Source organism: Methylobacterium planeticum (assembly GCF_008806345.1).
Taxonomy (GTDB): domain Bacteria; phylum Pseudomonadota; class Alphaproteobacteria; order Rhizobiales; family Beijerinckiaceae; genus Methylobacterium; species Methylobacterium planeticum.
The window spans coordinates 110,750-127,638 of sequence record NZ_VZZJ01000013.1; the positions used below are offsets into that span (position 1 = coordinate 110,750).

Annotated in this window: 18 protein-coding genes and 1 pseudogene; 4 read left to right on the forward strand and 15 right to left on the reverse strand. The window is 69.8% G+C overall.

The features are described from left to right. Window positions 1-8: 8 nt before the first annotated feature. The 15 genes and pseudogenes from F6X51_RS15985 to F6X51_RS28630 all read right to left on the reverse strand — a co-directional run. Window positions 9-1,307: a BatD family protein gene (locus tag F6X51_RS15985; RefSeq protein WP_246696831.1), complete on the reverse strand. Its 1,299-nt coding sequence runs from the start codon at window positions 1,305-1,307 to the stop codon at window positions 9-11. Then, the gene (locus tag F6X51_RS15990; protein WP_150964673.1) at window positions 1,304-1,966 is read right to left on the reverse strand and encodes a tetratricopeptide repeat protein; all 663 of its coding nucleotides are present in this window, start codon (window positions 1,964-1,966) and stop codon (window positions 1,304-1,306) included. Before F6X51_RS15990 ends, F6X51_RS15985 begins: the two co-directional genes overlap by 4 nt. Then, a complete protein-coding gene (locus tag F6X51_RS15995) occupies window positions 1,963-2,883 on the reverse strand; it encodes a VWA domain-containing protein (RefSeq protein WP_246696832.1) in 921 nt (306 codons plus the stop codon). Before F6X51_RS15995 ends, F6X51_RS15990 begins: the two co-directional genes overlap by 4 nt. Next, window positions 2,880-3,890 (reverse strand): VWA domain-containing protein, encoded by a 1,011-nt coding sequence (locus F6X51_RS16000; RefSeq protein WP_150964674.1) that lies wholly within the window; start codon window positions 3,888-3,890, stop codon window positions 2,880-2,882. Before F6X51_RS16000 ends, F6X51_RS15995 begins: the two co-directional genes overlap by 4 nt. A 2-nt stretch (window positions 3,891-3,892) precedes the next feature. Next, window positions 3,893-4,387, reverse strand: a complete 495-nt coding sequence (locus F6X51_RS16005) for a DUF4381 domain-containing protein (RefSeq protein WP_150964675.1) — start codon at window positions 4,385-4,387, stop codon at window positions 3,893-3,895. Continuing rightward, window positions 4,380-5,369, reverse strand: coding sequence for a DUF58 domain-containing protein (locus F6X51_RS16010; RefSeq protein WP_246696833.1), 990 nt, complete (start codon window positions 5,367-5,369; stop codon window positions 4,380-4,382). The genes F6X51_RS16005 and F6X51_RS16010 overlap by 8 nt, the downstream gene beginning before the upstream one ends. Before the next feature lie 35 nt (window positions 5,370-5,404). Then, on the reverse strand, window positions 5,405-6,412 hold the full coding sequence (locus F6X51_RS16015; RefSeq protein WP_150964677.1) for an AAA family ATPase: 1,008 nt from the start codon (window positions 6,410-6,412) through the stop codon (window positions 5,405-5,407). A 346-nt stretch (window positions 6,413-6,758) separates the two neighbouring features. Beyond that, window positions 6,759-7,784 (reverse strand): SphA family protein, encoded by a 1,026-nt coding sequence (locus F6X51_RS16020; RefSeq protein ID WP_150964678.1) that lies wholly within the window; start codon window positions 7,782-7,784, stop codon window positions 6,759-6,761. Window positions 7,785-7,975: 191 nt separating this feature from the next. Continuing rightward, window positions 7,976-8,833: a DUF4344 domain-containing metallopeptidase gene (locus tag F6X51_RS16025; RefSeq protein WP_150964679.1), complete on the reverse strand. Its 858-nt coding sequence runs from the start codon at window positions 8,831-8,833 to the stop codon at window positions 7,976-7,978. Further along, complete coding sequence (locus tag F6X51_RS16030; RefSeq protein ID WP_150964680.1) at window positions 8,833-9,228, reverse strand: PRC-barrel domain-containing protein; 396 nt, start codon at window positions 9,226-9,228, stop codon at window positions 8,833-8,835. Before F6X51_RS16030 ends, F6X51_RS16025 begins: the two co-directional genes overlap by 1 nt. After that, entirely contained in the window at window positions 9,225-9,638 is a 414-nt protein-coding gene (locus tag F6X51_RS16035) for a hypothetical protein (protein ID WP_150964681.1), read from the reverse strand. The genes F6X51_RS16030 and F6X51_RS16035 overlap by 4 nt, the downstream gene beginning before the upstream one ends. Before the next feature lie 136 nt (window positions 9,639-9,774). Then, window positions 9,775-10,815, reverse strand: a complete 1,041-nt coding sequence (locus F6X51_RS16040) for an HAD family hydrolase (protein ID WP_150964682.1) — start codon at window positions 10,813-10,815, stop codon at window positions 9,775-9,777. A 132-nt stretch (window positions 10,816-10,947) separates the two neighbouring features. Beyond that, window positions 10,948-12,561, reverse strand: coding sequence for an arylsulfatase (locus F6X51_RS16045; RefSeq protein ID WP_150964683.1), 1,614 nt, complete (start codon window positions 12,559-12,561; stop codon window positions 10,948-10,950). A gap of 74 nt (window positions 12,562-12,635) precedes the next feature. Beyond that, window positions 12,636-13,550 (reverse strand): formylglycine-generating enzyme family protein, encoded by a 915-nt coding sequence (locus F6X51_RS16050; RefSeq protein ID WP_150964711.1) that lies wholly within the window; start codon window positions 13,548-13,550, stop codon window positions 12,636-12,638. A gap of 214 nt (window positions 13,551-13,764) precedes the next feature. Then, window positions 13,765-13,885 (reverse strand): annotated as a pseudogene (locus F6X51_RS28630) (aquaporin Z); the annotation flags it as partial. 477 nt (window positions 13,886-14,362) lie between these two features. On the opposite strand from F6X51_RS28630, the gene F6X51_RS28375 reads away from it, so the two are divergent. The 4 genes from F6X51_RS28375 (at window position 14,363) to F6X51_RS16075 (ending at window position 16,871) form a co-directional block, all read left to right on the forward strand. Beyond that, the gene (locus tag F6X51_RS28375) at window positions 14,363-14,758 is read left to right on the forward strand and encodes a hypothetical protein (RefSeq protein ID WP_150964684.1); all 396 of its coding nucleotides are present in this window, start codon (window positions 14,363-14,365) and stop codon (window positions 14,756-14,758) included. Window positions 14,759-15,027: 269 nt separating this feature from the next. Then, window positions 15,028-15,414, forward strand: coding sequence for a GCG_CRPN prefix-to-repeats domain-containing protein (locus tag F6X51_RS16065; protein WP_150964712.1), 387 nt, complete (start codon window positions 15,028-15,030; stop codon window positions 15,412-15,414). 83 nt (window positions 15,415-15,497) lie between these two features. Further along, entirely contained in the window at window positions 15,498-15,788 is a 291-nt protein-coding gene (locus tag F6X51_RS16070) for an MFS transporter (RefSeq protein ID WP_150964685.1), read from the forward strand. A 195-nt stretch (window positions 15,789-15,983) separates the two neighbouring features. After that, a complete protein-coding gene (locus F6X51_RS16075) occupies window positions 15,984-16,871 on the forward strand; it encodes a metallophosphoesterase family protein (RefSeq protein ID WP_407658574.1) in 888 nt (295 codons plus the stop codon). Window positions 16,872-16,889 lie beyond the last annotated feature (18 nt).

The window sequence follows — 16,889 nt, forward strand, 5'->3', positions numbered from 1 at the left end:
CCCTGCGCTCAGGAGTGCCCCGCCTTCGATCTCGGCCATGGCGGATTGAGCGGCGGCAGATCGACGCGTTGCGGATGATCCGACGGTCGCCTCACGGTGCGATGGACCTCGATGACGGCGTTCCGAAGCGCATGTCCCTGTTCTGCCGACCAGCCGCCGTCCGGCCCGAACAGGGCCCGCTCGAGCTGATCGATCAGCGGAGCGATGCGTCGGTCTGCGCGGATCCGCTGCCGGGTGTCGGCCGGCATCCGGCCAAGCCAGGTCGCCAGGGCCGCGTAGGTCGCTCCCGGGTCGCCACGCTGCGCCACCCGGCGCAGCTGCGACAGCGCTGCCGCCCCGGAGGCCGCGCGGTTCGTCCGCCAGGGGCGCCAGCGGGCGATCCTACGGCCTCGCAGGCGCCAGACGAGGACGCCGAGCAGGAGAGCTCCGAGGAGGGCCGATCCGGCGACCCAGGCCCGAGCCGTGGTTCGGCCTTGTCGCTGCCGCGCCTCGGACGATGCCGCGGCCACGGCTATCGTGACCCCCGGGAGCGTCTCCGAGCGCGCCTGCCGGGCGGCCAGATCCCACCAGGGCTGCACGATGGCCGGGAGAACGTACGCGTCCGGTCGCTCGAAGACGTAGGTCACCCTGTCGACCCGCTCGCCCGTGACGGCGCCGCGGTTGATCCGGTCCTCGGAGCGGGGCGCATCGGCATAGATCCGGACACCGTCCGGTGCCGAGAACGCGAGATCCGGCATGCCCATGGCGGGAATGCCGGATGCCCCACGGCGCACCGTGCGGACGAGGGCGCCTCCGGGCGCGAGACGCGCCTGACCCGGATCCGGCTCCCAGATCTGCGACACCGTCACCGCGGTCGCCGCGATGACGGGGCCGGAGGCGTCGAGGCCCGGCGGGACCGTGGCGACGATGCGTTGCACCGCGCTTCTCGCCGATCCGGCCGGATCGCCGGCCGCATCGAGCAGCGTGATCTCGGCGGATGGGATCTCGATGGCGCCGCCGCGCCGGGGAAAGACCACGAACTCGAATTGCTGCCCGACATAGGGCTGCCCGTCGATCGCCTCGCGCAGGGTGAGCCCCTGCGTCTCGAAGCGGAGGATCTGCGCGCCCGGGGCGTCGCCGAGCCGAATGCGCGGCGGTCGCGGCATGCTGCCGGGGAAGAGCACGTCCACGTGCAGGCGGACGGGCTGGCCGACCACGCTTCCGCCGGGCGGATCGAGCGAGGTCCGCACCACCATCTCGGCGGCGGGCGCGGCCGAGAGGGTGGCCGCGAGAACGCACGGGGCAGCGAAGACGGCCGACCTTCTCACGGCTTCGCCTCCGGACGCGTGCCGGTTGCGCCCGATTCCGCCTGCAACTGATAGGCGAACTTCACCCTCAGGAAGTCGGCGGGCCGCGTCTGCACCCGCTTCAGCCACATGGCCCGGACGGCCTCGTCGGACATCGGCTTCGCGTCGCCTTGGACGACGGTGTCGGTTCCCCCCTTCTTGCCCTTGTCGAAGACGATGGCGTCGGGGCTGCTCTCGGTGTCGCCGGTCTCTCCGCCCGCCTGCCGCACGCGCTCGGCCCGGACGCGCGCGATCCCGCGGTTCGTCTCGGCGTCGGCCCAGCCGGGGCGAAGCGCCAGAGCGCGGTCGTAGCGCTTCACCGCATCGTCGTATTTGCCGAGCATGACCAGCGCATTGCCTTGGTCGTAGGCGCCGTCCGCCGTATCGGTGCCGCCGAAGGCTTGCGCCGCGCCCTTGAAGTCGCCGGCCCGGAAGAGGGCCACCCCGCGCCAGAGCGGATCGCGGAATGCGGACGCGGCCTCTCCCGGATGCCCGCGCGCCATCTGGATGCGTCCGCGCTGGTCCGGCGTCAGGAACAGGTTCTGCCAGCCGACGCGGCCGGCGGCGGCCGCGAGCGCCAGGAGCAGGATCCCCGACACGACGGCATAGGGACGCGTCCGGAGGGCACGCAAGAGGGTCATGCCAGCACCCATCCGCGGCGGAACCACAGGAGCGTGAGAAGGGCAAGGACGGGTGTCAGCCAGTACCCCGCGTCCTTCCAGTGCCGCCCCTCTCCGGCGACGTCCTCGATCCGGCCGGCCCGGTCGAGACGCCCGGCGATCGCATCGACGTCGGCCTGACCGACGGTGGTGGCCACGAGGTCCGCGTGCAATGCCCGCTCCGCGTCCTCGAGCCGTCCTGGATCCTGGTCCGGCGGCAGCAGCGCAAGGATCGTCGCGGGGTGGGTGAGCTTGGCGCCGGCGAGGCGGCTCACCTGCTCGCCCGTCACGGTATCGGCCATCACCAGGATCGAACCGCCGCGCCGACGGCCCACGAGGATGACGTCGGCGAGCGTCACCGCTCCGGCGAGATCGTCGCCGTCCTTCGGCATGATCTCGGGCGAGAGGGCCTTGGCGAGATCCAGGACGACGGCGCCGTCGGGCGTCGGTGGCAGAACCAGATGGCTGGCGCCCGAATAGGCGATCAGGCCGGTGGCTGCGCCCTCGCGGAGGCTCACGAGGTCCGCCAGCTTCTGCCGTGCGCGGTCGAGCCGGCTCGGCGACAGGTCGGCGGTCGTCATCGACGGTGTGACCTTGAGGACGATCATGACCGGCGGCTCGGCATCCGCGAAGGGCGACGGTTCGAGCTCCCAGGCCGGCCCCGCGACGGCGATCGTGGCGAGGATCCAGGCGAGGATGAGCAGCGCGTTCGGCCCAGCCCTGGACGATGGCTCCCGGCCGACGAGGAGATGCCGCAACAAGGCGGGGTCGATGACGCCGCGCCAGCGCTCGTCCGTCTCCGAGACCCGCTCTTCCAGGAACCAGAGCAGCAGCGCCGGCAGGAGAAGCAGGAGCCACCAGGGCCGTTCCACGTGCAGGGCGGACAATGCCTCGATCATGGAGCAGTCCCGGCCCGCCGCGCGACCAGGGCGCGTCCGTATCCGTGGGCCAGCAGGCGGACGGCCTGCGCCAGCAGCGACACGAGCAGGGCCGCCGCCAGCGGAACCCAGTAGACGTCGCGCTTGGGACGGACCGTCACCGTGTCGATCCGGCGCGTCTCGATGCCGTCGAGGCGGTCGTAGATCTGCACCAGTCCGGCGCGGTCGAGGGCGCGGAAGAAGCCGCCGCCGGTCGTCGAGGCCACATCCCTGAGGGCCGTCTCGTCGAGCTTGTCCTCGCCCACCGTCGTCGGATCGCCGATGGCGACGGTGTGGATCACGATGCCCCGGTCCTTGGCCACCCCCGCCGCCTCGGCCGGCGGCACCCTGCTGGCGGTATCGTTGCCGTCGGTGAGCGCGATGATGGTCCTCGCCTTGACTTCGCTGCGCTTGAACAGGCCGATCCCAAGGCCGATGGCATCGCCCAACGCCGTGCGCGGGCCCGCCATGCCGACGACCGTATCCCGCAGCATCCCGCGGCAGAGGTCGAGGTCCGTGGTGAAGGGAACGAGGGCGAAGGGCGCGTCGCCGAACACGACGACGCCGACGCGGTCGCCCCGGCGGCGCGACAGGAAGTCGTCGAGCACCGCCTTCACGGCGGTCAAGCGGTCGACCGTCCGGCCTTCGGCGTCGACGAAGTCGCGGGCGTCCATCGACCCCGAGAGGTCGACCAGCAGGAGGAGGTCGCGGGTCGGCTCGTCGCGGTGAAGAGGCGGCTCGATCCATTGCGGTCGCATCAGCACGGCGAGCACCAGCCCCCAACAGAGAACGAGCGTCGCGAGGCGCGGAAGGCTCCTCGGAGCCACGACCCCGCCCTGGCGGGGTTGCTGTCCCGTCAGGACGACGAGGCGGGCAAAGAAGGGAACGCGCAATCCGGCGCGGGAAGCCGTGTGAGCCGGCAGCAGCCACCAGGCCAGGAGCGGCAGGGGGGCGAGCAGCGCGAGCCAGGGGTGGGCGAAGGCCAGCATGGTCAGGACCTTCCCGCCTCGGCCGGCCTGCGGTGCTCCGAGACCCAGATCCGGGCCTGGGCGATGAGGTTTCGCACCTCCCCGGCATCAGGATGCCGGGTGTCGTAGGCCTCGAGAAGGAGCCTCCGCACGGCCCCGGCATCGAGCTTGGCGCCTCCGGTCCTTGCGACGAAGTCGGCCCACCCGGCACCGCTGAGGGGCGCCACCTCGTCACGCGGGAAGGCCACCAGGGCGGCCCGCTTCATCACCTCCGAGATCCGATCGACCGCGGAGGCGTCGGGACCGAGGGAGGCCGCGATGCGATCGAGCTCGGCCATGGCCGCGCGGCGATAGGCGTCGGCGTAGTGCCGGCTGAGGACGTCCCGCAGGGACATCGCCAGCATGGCGCCGAGCCCCGCCAGGACGAACCAGGCACCGGGCGCCGGCGGCCAGAACGCGACCGGGTCCGGCACGGCCAAGTCCCGCAGGTTCGCCAGGTTTCCGGGATCGTCAGCCATCGCGTCCGCCTCCCGCGGAGGAAGCCCGCCGCTCCATCCGCTTCCCGATCAGCTCCCGCAGCTGGGTGGCGACCTCCCGCTCGGTCGAGATGCGCAGGATCGGGATGGCGCGGCGGCGCGACAACCCGGTCAGGCGCTCGCCCCACGCGGCGCGCTCGTCCGCGTAGCGGCGGCGCAGGCCCGGGGAGGAGGAATCGACCTCGACCTGCGCCCCCCCCGAACTGAACACCGCGCGGCCCACGTCCGGCAGATCCAGCTCCAGGGGATCATGGATGTGGATCGCCAGAACATCGTTGTGGGCCGTCAGCCGGGTGACGAGGCGCGTCGTCTCCTCGTCCGCGCCGGCGGCGTCGGTGACGAGGCAGACGAGCCAATCGTGCGTGGCCATGCGCTCGGCCCGGCGCAAGGCCTCGTTCAACCGCCCGTCGGCGTCCGGCGGGGCGATGCCGGCTCCCAAGGTCCTGTTCTGCCGCGCGACCTCCGCGATGACCCGCACGGCCCCGCTCTCGCGCGCCTGCGGCCCGATCGACATCCTCTCGCGGTCACCGAACACGACTGCGCCGACCCGATCGCCGAGCGAGGTGACCCGCCAGGCCGCGAGCGCCGCTGCCTCGGCCGCCACGACCGACTTCATCGCCCGGCGGCTGCCGAAGAACATCGAGCTGCGTTGGTCGACGAGGAGGAGGACGGGCCGGTCGCGCTCCTCCGAGTACACCCGCACGTGCGGCGCACCGAGGCGGGCGGTCGCCAACCAATCGATGGTGCGGGTGTCGTCGCCCGCGAAATAGTGGCGCAGCTCCTCGAAGTTCAGCCCGCGCCCGCGCAGGCGGGAGGCGTGCCGCCCCGAGAGCAGGCTCTGGACGGGCTGGCGCGGCAGGAAGCTGAAGCCCCGGGCGCGATGCCGCAGCCGCATCAGCTCGTCGAGCGTGACGAAGGCGCGTGCCTCTCCGCCGCCCCGTTCGCCGGCTCCTCCGCGCTGCACGGGCTGCCTCAGCCGAGCCATCGCACGCCCCGGGATTAGGCCGCCACCGCGACCTGCCTCACCACCTCGTCGAGAACTGCGTCCGGCATCAGCCCATCCGCGCCCGCCTCGTAGCTCAGCGAGACGCGGTGCCTCAGGCAGTCGTGGAGGATCGCCGTCACGTCCTCCGGCGTGGCGTAGTCGCGTCCCCGCAGCCAGGCGCCGACCCGCGCGCAGCGGTCGAGCGCCAGCGAGCCGCGCGGGCTCGCCCCGATGGCGATCCAGCGCTTCAGCTTGTCCCCGAACTCGCCGGGCCGGCGTGTCGCGGCGACGAGGCCGACCATGTACGCCTCGATCGCATCCTTGGTGACCACGCGATCGATCTCGGCGCGTGCGTCGAAGATCACCTGCTGCGGGATCTTCGGCGGCCCGCCGGCCTTCGGACCGGACGCGGCCTGCTCGGACCGGACGAGGCGCAGGACCCGCACCTCGTCGGCGTCCGAAGGATAGTCGATCCGGACATGCATGAGGAACCGGTCCATCTGGGCCTCGGGCAGCGGATAGGTCCCCTCCTGCTCGATGGGGTTCTGGGTGGCGAGCACCATGAAGAGCGGGGGCAGGTCGTAGCGCGTGCCGGCCACCGTCACATGGCGCTCCTCCATCGCCTCGAGGAGCGCGGACTGCACCTTGGCGGGGGCACGGTTGATCTCGTCGGCCAGAACGAGGTTGCCGAAGACCGGCCCTCTGCGGAACTCGAACTGCCCGTCGCTGCGCAGGATCTCGCCGCCGGTCACGTCCGACGGAAGCAGATCCGGCGTGAACTGGATGCGGCTGAAGGCCGATTCCAGGTTTTTGGAGAGGCTCTTGATCGCCCGCGTCTTGGCAAGGCCGGGCAATCCCTCGAGCAGGACGTTGCCGTCGGCGAGCAGCGCGATGACGAGGCGCTCGACCACGCGCTCCTGGCCGATGATGTCCTGGTTGATGCGAGCCTGCAGGTCGAGGATGGCGGCCCTTGCGGCCGTTCCGCTGCCACCGTCCCGCTGATCCGCGCCGTCCTGGAACATGCCCACGCGCTCCCACCCGGATTATGGACGCGCTGCCGACCCTGTCAGCCCTGTAACCGTAACAGCCTTGCGGATTCCGCGCCTGCCGTCAGGCGATCTGGCCGGGCGCGCGGGAAACGCGACGGCAATGCTCGGGGACGTCCCGGCCGACGCGTTCACGCGGGTCATCGGTCTTGCCACCGCGCCGGCGTGACGCCGTCCTCAAGGAGGCGCTCGAGAGGGCGTCCTAGACGCGGTGGTCGATCACGCTGCGCGTTCACGGCGGCATCGACCACCGGCTGAACGGTGCTGCTGACCTTCGTCGGCCTCTGTTCGGCTTCCACAACAGCGGCAGCCGCTCCACGCCTCAGAACTTCGCAATCAAGGGCTTGGGCTCCGGCGCGGCCTTCGGCGGCGCGACCCAGAGCGGAAACGACACCTCCAGGAAGCCGATCGTGCCCTGGAAGCGATTCTCGACTTCGACCTCGCGCAAGACCTTCAGCCGCGCCGTGATCGGGATCTTTCCGGCCTCGCCGGTCACGCTGATGGTACCGCCGACCGCCGTCGCACGCCCCTTGAACGGGCCGAGACGGGCCCCGGGGCCACTGTCGCCCGTGATCTGCTCATAGTGCGAGGCGATGACGCCGACCGACACTTCCTTGGATAAGTACTTCGAGGCCGAGACGTCGACGTGGAACTCCGTGCCGGTCGTGTACTGGGTCGCCGGATTCTTGCCGTTGAAGGTGAAGCCCGCAGCGGTGGAGAGTTCGATGCCGAGGGCAGGGTCGAGATAGGTGGCCGCCGCGGAGACGTCGCCGATGGTGCGGTTCAGGGCGACGTTCGAGAGCTGCCCCGGCTCGTAGCCGCCGGCCGGGATGCTGAGCACACCCGCCAGCTTCCAGTGCCAGTTGCCGGAATGCCAGCCGAGGCTCGCCGACACGATGGGATCGCCAGGGTTCAGGGTCGCGTCCGCCACGCTCACGCCGACGGGGCGGCCGAGCACCTGGTTGACGAGAGGGCCGTTGAGCAGCACACCCGCGCGCACGGCCGGCTCGCCGAAGGGCATCACGAAGGCAAAGGCCAGTTCGCCGCCGAGGATCTCGACCGGAGTGACCCACAGCGCCGTCGCGAAGTCGGCCACGAGGTTCACATTGACGTTCGCGACGACGTTGCCGCCGAGCTGGGTCTGCCGATTGCCGCCGATCTTGCCGTTGTAGAAGTAGGTGGTGCTGTCGAAGTAGAGGCCCGGCGGCGGCACGATCCCGCCCAGGGGCACAGCCTGCCCTTCGATGTAGAAGCTGAGGCCACCCTCGGCGGCTTCGGTGGTGGGAACGGAAACGAGCATCCCGCCGAGAGCCAATCCGCGAGACAGATTGCGCACGAACGACCGCATAGTTTCGCCCCCGTTTGTATTGTTCCGTTCTCGGATACTTGCCGGCATCGCGGAATACGCTCAGAAGACTGCCCGAAGCATAGCCTGTAAAGCCCGGTCTCACCGCTTCCTGTGAGAGTATGTCCGCTGGGCAACACCGGGCGCGACGCGGTGTGCCGGGGCTTCCGTTTCGAGGATGTGGCCGTCGGCGCCTACCGGCCGCGCGCCGCACGCTGGAACGCATGCCGCAGGCGCTCTCCCGGGCCGGGCTTCACGCGGAGATGCGGGACGATCAGCCTGTCGAAGGCGAAGGCGACCTGATCGTATTCCACGCCGCAGCCCTCGGCCCGGTCCTTCGGAAGATGGCCCTTGGCGACGATGTATCCGAAAGCCTTCTTGTCGGAGCCGTAGGCCAGGCAGGCGAGGTTGTAGAAGCGCTGCCAGGACAAGCCGTGGCTGTCGGCGAAGGCGCCCTGATCGAGCGGCTCGTCCTTGCCGTTCGTCGCGAAGAAGTAGGCGCTGCCGTTCACGACCGTCCGCGCCTCCTCGCCCCCCAGTTGGAGCAGCGCGAAGGCGGCCACCTGATCGGCGGCGTCCTCCTCGCGCCCGAGAACGGGTATGTCGAGCAGGTCGAACAGGGCGTGCCCGCTCTCGTGCATGAGGATCTGGGCGACAGGACCGACGAGCGCCTCCTGACGCGTGACGCCGGCCGGCGATTTCGTCTTCGGGGCCGCCTTGTAGACGCTCTCGATGAGCTCGTAGCAGAGCGTGACGCTCCGGTTCTCGGGCGCGTACCAGGCGTTCAACTCGCCGGCGCACTCCTTGAGGCGGTAGGTCAGGCGGGCGGGAAGGCGTGCGAGCCCGACGATCGCCCCGATCCGCTCCAGCACGCGCTGCCGACGCATGTCGTCGTAGATCCCGCGATAGTCGGCCTTCTTCGGGGCATCGTAGAGGATGCGGATCCGGTCCGAGAGGGCAGGCCGGGACGCTCGCGCCGCGGCGGCACCATGCGGACAAGACGTGGCTGCGACCAGGAACGCGAGACCGAGGCAGCCCGACCGGGCACACATCAGCGTGCACTCCGCGCCGGGACGTCGAGGCGCTGCATGGTCAGGACGGCGGCACGATCGTCCGTCGAGACGATCCGGTCCCTCCGTCGGGCCAAGCGGTGGAACGGGACGGCGATCACCCCCCCGCCCATCAGCGATCGCACGTCCACGACGGCGAGTTCGTGCATGCCGTCGGGCGACGTGCGCACGTCCGCGATGCGGCCGATCGCGTGACCATCCGAGGTGTAGACCCACTGGCCGCGCCCGGATCGCCGCAGGCTCTCGGCGAGGATCTGGTAATAGGCATTGTCCCAGCCGTCGGAGGGCGAGGCCAAAGCCTGCGCTTGTGCCGCGGTCGCGGCGGCCAAGGTCAGGCACGCCGACAAGCCGCGACCCGGGCCGCGGAAGCGATTCATCGCGTGACCTCCGCCGCCCTGTCCAGCCGTCGCATCCGCTGGATGGCCGTGCCATCCGCCTCCACGACGACCCGGCCCTGCCGTCGCTCCAGGTGATGGAGCGGGACCCCGATCCAACCTCCTCCCAGGCGTGGTCGGACCTGGATGATGGCGCGTTCCCCGATGCCGTCCGGCGACAGACGGATGGCTCTGAGGCGTCCGGCAAGATGGCCATCCGCGGTGTGGACCGACCCATGCTGCCTCATGCGACGCTGGCTCCCGGAGACGATCCGGCGGAAGGCATTGGCCTGGACATCCACGAGGGGCACCGGCGGCTGCGCCGAGGCCGAGGTCATGCCGGGCGCTCCAACGGCGACGGCAAGGAGCGGCCAGTGGACGGATGCGGCGCTGCCCGGCTGCCGGACGCTCATGATCCGCTCCCCTCGCGCCGGAAGCCGGTATGGCTCTTGAGAGTGTCGACCGGTTCGGTTGAGACGCCGGCGGGCACGAAGAACCTGTCGCCCGCGGCCTCCGTCCCAGTGGGACAGTCGAGCGTGGGCGCGTCCGTCATGGCGCGCTCCACGCCTGCGGGGGGAACACCGCCTTCCAGTCCTCCCGCATGTCCACCACCGTCCAGCCGCGCTCCCCGGCCTCGTCAAGGGCCTTGTCGAGGCGGCCGACATGGGACTGCCGATCGTAGGCGTACTCGCGCTCGGCGTCGGTGTGATGGACGAGCCCGAGGAAGCGCGGGCCTGTCCCGCCCGCCGTCCATTCCAGCATCTGCTTGTCGCCATCCGAGTTGCCGAATGCAAGAATCGGCCGCCGACCGATGAAGCGGTCGATGCCCGATGGCTTGCCAGGGCCGTCGTCGATGAACTCGACCTTGGCCTCCTTCAGAAGGACCGGTGTCCCGTCGGATTCGATCTCGAACCTGGTCTGCCCGGACGAGCCGACGACCTGTTCGGGTGGGATGCCGTAGGCCCGCTCGGCGAAGACCCGCATGAATTCGATCCCACCGCTGGAGACGATGAAGGTCTTGAAGCCGCTGGCACGCAGGTAGCCGAGCAGTTCCAGCATCGGCTGGTAGACGAGGCTGTCGTAGGGCCGGTCGAAGCGGGGATGCCGGGCGGTTCGGAGCCAGTCCGCGACGAGGCCGTTGAACACACCCGTCGTCATACCTGCGTGGGTCGCCGCCATGATCTGAAGCAGGCCCTTCTCGCCGGAGGCGGCCAACGCCTCGGGATCGCCCTCGATCACGCCCTTGAAGGGCTGGGTGTCCTTCCATTCCGGATGCTGCGGCGCGAGTGCCTTGACCCGGTCGAGGGCGAAGGCGGCCTGGAAGTAGATCGGCTGCTCGGCCCAGAGGGTCCCGTCATTGTCGAACACCGCGATGCGCTCCGCGGGCGCGACGAAATCCTGCCCTCCGGCGGCGGCGACGCGGCCGACGAAGTCCAGGATCTTTTGCCTGGGACCGCCCTCGGTCCAGGACGGCAGCGGATCCGCTTGCGCGGCGGCGACGGCGACACCCCGGATCCCCGGCGCCGCAAGGAGCGTCGCGGCGCCCGACAAGATCGCGCGGCGGTTCATGGCCCTGATCCGTGAGCGCATGCTTCGCCCTCCGAACGAAACCGAGGCTCCAAGACCTGACACCGGTGAGATCGTCCGCGTCATCGCCACGTCGAACCTGCGTTTGATCCGCTCGCCGCCCTGGAGCGAAGACGGGGCCACATGGTCGATGCGCTATCGGGTCCCCTGCGGCGCGGTCAGCTTCGCCATGACCTCGTCGAGGTTGAAGCTCGCCGGCTTCTGCCGCACCGGAAACTCTTTGAAGCTCTCGAGCCACTTCGCCACGACAGCCTGCGTCGGCACGACCACGAAGGAGCGGTCGAAGAACCACTTCTCGTACTCGAAGGAGCTGTCCCCACGTTCGAAGGGATCGGCCCGCAGATTGAACAGCTTGGGCGCGCGCAGATTGGTGAACTCGCGTCTCCAGACGTCGATGCCCTCGTGTTCCTGCGCCTTGAAGACGACCTTCCAATCCGCGACCCGCACCGCGACGAGCTCGCCGTCGTCGTTCCAGTAGAGGAAGTCCCGCCGGGGCGACGTCTTCGCGCTCCCGGTGAAGAAGGGCATCAGGTTGTAGCCGTCGAGGTGGACCTTGAAGGTCTTGCCGCCGGCTTGGTAGCCCTTCAGGCACTTGGCCACGATGTCCGGCTCGCCACCCGCGGCACAGAAGGTCGGTATGAGGTCGTAGTGCGAGAACGCCTCGTTGTGGATCGTGCCGGGCTTGATCACCTCGGGCCAGCGGATGCAGGTCGGGACGCGGTAGCCGCCCTCCCAGTTGGTCGCCTTCTCGCCACGGAACGGCGTGGTGCCGCCGTCGGGCCAGGTCATCACCTCGGCGCCGTTGTCGGTGGTGTAGACCACGATGGTGGTCTGCGCGATGCCGAGGTCGTCGAGCGTCTTCAGGAGCTGCCCGACGTGTCCGTCGTGCTCGACCATGCCGTCGGGATAGATGCCCTTGCCGGTCTTGCCGTCCGATTCCGCCTTCAGGTGCGTGTTGACGTGCATCCGGGTCGAGTTGAAGTAGCAGAACCACGGCTTGCCGGCCTTCTGCTGGCGGTCGATGAAGTCGATGGCCGCGGCCGTCGTCTCGTCGTCGATCGTCTCCATCCGCTTCTTCGTGAGCGGCCCGGTATCCTCGATCCGGCCGTCCGCCGACGAGCGGATGACACCGCGCGGACCGAAGCGCTTCCGGAATTCCGGGCTCTTGGGATAATCCGGGTTCTCCGGCTCCTCCTCGGCATTGAGATGGTAGAGATTGCCGAAGAACTCGTCGAAGCCGTGTGCGGTCGGGAGGAACTCGTCCTTGTCGCCGAGGTGGTTCTTCCCGAACTGCCCGGTCGCGTAGCCGAGCGGCTTGAGGAGCTCGGCGACGCTCGGGTCCTCGGCCCGCAGGCCGATATCCGCGCCGGGCAGACCGACCTTCGTGAGGCCCGTGCGGATCGGCGATTGCCCGGTGATGAAGGCGGCCCGTCCTGCCGTGCAGCTCTGCTCGCCGTACCAGTCGGTGAACATCGCCCCCTCGTTCCCGATGCGGTCGATGTTCGGGGTCCGATAACCCATGATGCCGCGATGGTAGATGCTCGGATTGAACCATCCGATGTCGTCGCCCATGATCACGAGGATGTTGGGCTTGCCTGAAGCGGTGGCCCCTTGCGCGGGACGTGGCTGGGCCTGTGCCATCGTCGATACCGGCGTCAGACCGGCTGTCGCCGCGAGCGTCGTGCCCGCCAGAAGCACGTTGCGCCGACTCGGGCGCGAGCGTTGGGCAGCCGGATTGCGGCCGGCCATGCCCCCGTCTCCGGCCGCTCGCCCCGGCGATGCGGTGGCCTGTCCTGACGCATCGTTCGGCAGCATGGGATCGGTCATGGTCCTCTCCTGACGCAGCGAAAGCCGATGTGGCTCGTGGAGGTGTCGATGGGGTGCGGGTGGCGCGCGGCCGGACGGTAGCGGCGGCAATAGTTCGGCGCGCACAGGTGCGAGCCGCCCTTGATCACCCGACGGGGGATCCGAATCGTTGGCTGTGCGGGGTCGTAGCTCGCGTCCTCCCGCGCCTCCCGCGGGTTCTGCGGTACGCAGCAGGCCTTCACCGCCTCGGCTGGGTGGCGATCGGTGTAGAAGTCGACCGTCCACTCCCAGACATTGCCGATCATGTCGAACAGGCCGTAGCCATTCGGCGGGAAGGCGGTCACCGGCGAGGTGCGCTCGTAGCCGTCCTGGGCGAGGTTCTGATGCGGGAAGGCGCCCTGCCAGGTATTGGCCATGTGCCGACCGCCGGGCGTGAGCGTGTCGCCCCAGGCGAACTCGGCCCCGTCCAGGCCACCGCGGGCCGCAACCTCCCACTCGGCCTCCGTCGGCAGGTCCTTGTCGGCCCAATCGGCGTAGGCTTCCGCGTCCGCATAGGCCACGTGGACGACCGGATGCTCGTCGAGGCCGGCGATGGACGAGCCAGGACCGTACGGCTTGCGCCAGTGCACGCCGAACTTGAAGCGCCACCACGAGCCCCAGTTCCGCAGGTCGACATCGCCCTTCGGCGGCTTGAAGACCAATGAGCCCGCCTGAAGCATGTGCGGCAGCGCGCCGGGATAGTCTTTCGGGTCCGGCCGCGTCTCCGCAATCGTGACGTGTCCCGTCGCGCGCACGAATTCCCGGAACTGCGCGTTCGTCACGGGGGTGGCGTCGATCCAGAACCCGTCGACGCGCACATGTCGGACCGGCGCCTCCTCCGGATAGTGCTTGTCCGATCCGATCCGGAAGGTCCCGCCGGGAACGGGCACCATGCCCGGATGGACATCCCGTGCGGCGTGCAGTCGGTCACGGGTGGGTGCATCGATCACGTCGGGACCTCCTCACCTTGGCGGCGACAGCCGTTCGACTTCCGTCAGCCGCTTCAGGGCGTCCAGCCGGCGCAACGGGCCGTCGTCGCTGCCGCTGGGGTTGGGTGCGCCGTCGTCCCATGACCGGACGTCCCATGACCGGAGCGGGTCTTCCTCGTCACCCCGAGCGGACCGATGCCGACCTTTGGGAAGCCAGCCGCGACCACCGCGCCGCCGCAGCCCGCGAAGGTGAGCCAGAGGGGGCCGATGGCCTCGACGCGGCATGTGCGGATGTCCATGGGTGCCTCTTGCGTTTGGGCCGGGCCGCGGTCCCGAAAGCCTGTCCTGCGGGACTGGTCGATTGAGAGCCGCGAGCAAGCCGGCGGCGTCATCGCGTCCGAGCGATTGGTTGCAGTCTCACGAGCCCTCGTGGGCGCGACGCGATCGGCACTGGCTCGCCTCCGCCGAGGCATCTCCCGATCGCTGCAATCCTCCGCGGATCAGGGACCGGAAGTCATCTCTGTTACGGTTACAGCGATGACATCTCCCCGGACCCGCGCTCTAGTGGCTGGCTACTGCCGGACCCGCCAGGATGCGGGATCGTTTGGCTGGGAGCATTCGCGCGACGCGTCGCCCGGTTGGTTCCAGCTCACGGCGAAGAGCGTCCGTCGCGCCGTTTCGCACAGCAGGCAGGTACAAGCGAAGAAACCTGTCGCAAGGGGGTGCCATCGTCAGCATTCGCCAAGATCGTCAGCATTCGCCAAGGGAGTGACGCCATGAAGGAGCTCGTCCTTGCAACCACCGCCTTCGCCGCCCTGCTCCTGACGAGCGTGACGGCAGACGCGCGCGGCTTCCGCGGCGGGGGTGGCTTTCACGGGGGCGGCTTTCACGGTGGCGGCTTCCGCGGTGGCAGGGTGGCCGGCGTCCGTGGTGGTTACCGTGGCGGGTTCAGAGGCCCTCGGGGCGGCGTCGCCGGCGGATACCGCGGCGGCTACGGGCGATATGGGTACAGTCGGGCTGGCCGCTACGGATATGGCGGCTACGGCTTGGCCGCGGCCGGCGTTGGTGCGGCCGCCGCCTACGGTCTCGGCAGTGCCGCCTACCGCGCGGGATGCGGGCCTTACCGCCACTACGATTCCTATTCAGGCACTTGCCGTCCCTACGGCTACTGACCGATCGCTGGCCGGAGCGAGGTCGCGTTGCGGACATCGTCAGCCCGTGCGACTGCCGGCGAAGTCTGATGCCGTGCACCGACAGGCGGAACGGGCCGCAGATCCGAGGCTCGAAGTCAACACTGTAACCGTTACGGCGCTGACATCGGTCCCGACCGACGCTCTAGTCCACGTTCCGTATCGCATCCCAGGAGGGGACGCGATGGTCGGGATGAATGCCGGCGCGACCGCCGACTTGGTCGGCGTCGGCCCACGCTGGAGAGCACGTGATGCGACGCATGGGATGGCTGGCGTTCGCTGCCCTGGCCTTTGGGGCCTGGCTCGGGATGGGCTCGCTCGAGAAGGGGCGGATCGGTGTTGAAACGGCAGCGGCGGCGGGCGGTTGCGGCCCCGGCTTCCACCGTGGGCCTTATGGCGGGTGCCGGCCGAACGTCTACGGCGGCTACTACGGCGCGCCGGGCTATTACCGGGGAGGCGTGTACGGGTATCGTCGCGGCGGCGTCTACGGGTACCGCGGCGGCGGCGCTTACGGCTATCGCGGCGGCCGCGTCTACGGCGGACGCGCCGTCTACGGACGTCGCGGCGGTTTCGCGGGCGGGCGTGGCTTCCACGGCGGCGGCCGCGGCTTCCATGGAGGCGGCCGAGGCCGCCGCTAGCTGTCATTGCCAAGGCGGTTGTCCCTGGCGATGCGGCTGATGGAGGTTGTCCGCCGAGGGCCGAGTGGGGACGGCGGTGGGCGTTGCCGGCGATCGCCTCCCAGACGGGTCACGTCATCAGCGACACCGATCTCACCGTCGTGCTCGACCGCGTCGTCGACCACGACACGCTCCTGGCCAGCGCGCTGCTCGTGCTCTGGGGCGCGAGCGGCAGGGTCGCCAAGCTCGTGACCGGGCGCCTCGCCGACGCCATCGGCAACCGGCGCGTGATCCTCGCCGGGCTGGCGATCCTGGTCGCCGCGATGGTCTGGCTGCCCAATGCCGGCGCCGATCTCGGGACCTCGAGGCTGCCTGTCCCCGTCGAGCCGGACTGAGCGGTCACGCCCTCGCGCAAGTGGACGACGCCGCGCGACACGCGAAAGATTTGACGGCGCCCGGGAATAAGGAGCGCCCACTGATGATCAGGATCCGCAGGGACGCTTCTGTCCCGTTGCGGAGCTGGTTCGATGCACAATCCCGAGAGCCTCCACCCACCCGGAGCGCTGAGCCGGCGCGGAGCCCTTGAATGCATGACCTGGGCGGGCACGGGTCTGCTCTGGTCGCTCGGAGGCGGTCTGCCGCGCGCCTTGGCATTGCCCAGGGCGCTCGCCGCCGAGGGATCGCCCGCGCCCTTCACCTTCCTGCAGATCAGTGACAGCCATGTCGGCTTCAACAAGCCGGCCAATCCCGACGCATCGGGCACGCTGCGCGAGGCGGTGGCCCAGATCCGGCAGCTGCCCGAGAAGCCCGCCTTCATCATCCACACCGGCGACATCAGCCACCTCTCGAAGGATCAGGAGTTCGACGATGCCGACCAGATCCTCCGTGACACCGGCGTGCCCCTGTTCTTCGTGCCCGGCGAGCACGACCTGCTCGACGACGAGCAGGGCCGTTCCTACCGCGACCGTTTCGGTCGGGGGACGCGCGGAGCCGGCTGGTACAGCTTCGACCAGCAGGGCGTCCACTTCATCGGTCTCGTCAACGTCGTCGATCTGAAGGCCGGCGGGCTCGGCAATCTCGGGGCCGACCAGCTCGAATGGCTGGAGCGGGACGTCGCGGGGCTCTCCTCGAGCACGCCCGTCGTCGTCTTCGCCCATATACCGCTCTGGACGGTCTACCCGGAATGGGGCTGGGGGACACAGGACGGGGCTCGGGTGCTGGCCTGCCTCAGACGCTTCGGATCCGTCACCGTGCTCAATGGGCATATCCACCAGATCATCCAGAAAGTGGAGGGCAGCGTCACCTTCCATACGGCCCGGTCGACGGCCTTCCCGCAGCCGGCGCCCGGCACGGCGCCCTCGCCGGGACCGATGAAGGTCCCGGCCGGTGCGTTGCGCACGCTGCTCGGCATCACGCGCGTCAACGTCATCCGCGGCAGCGAGCCCCTGGCGATCATCGACACGCCGCTCGCCGGCTGAGCCGGCCCCGCCCTCATC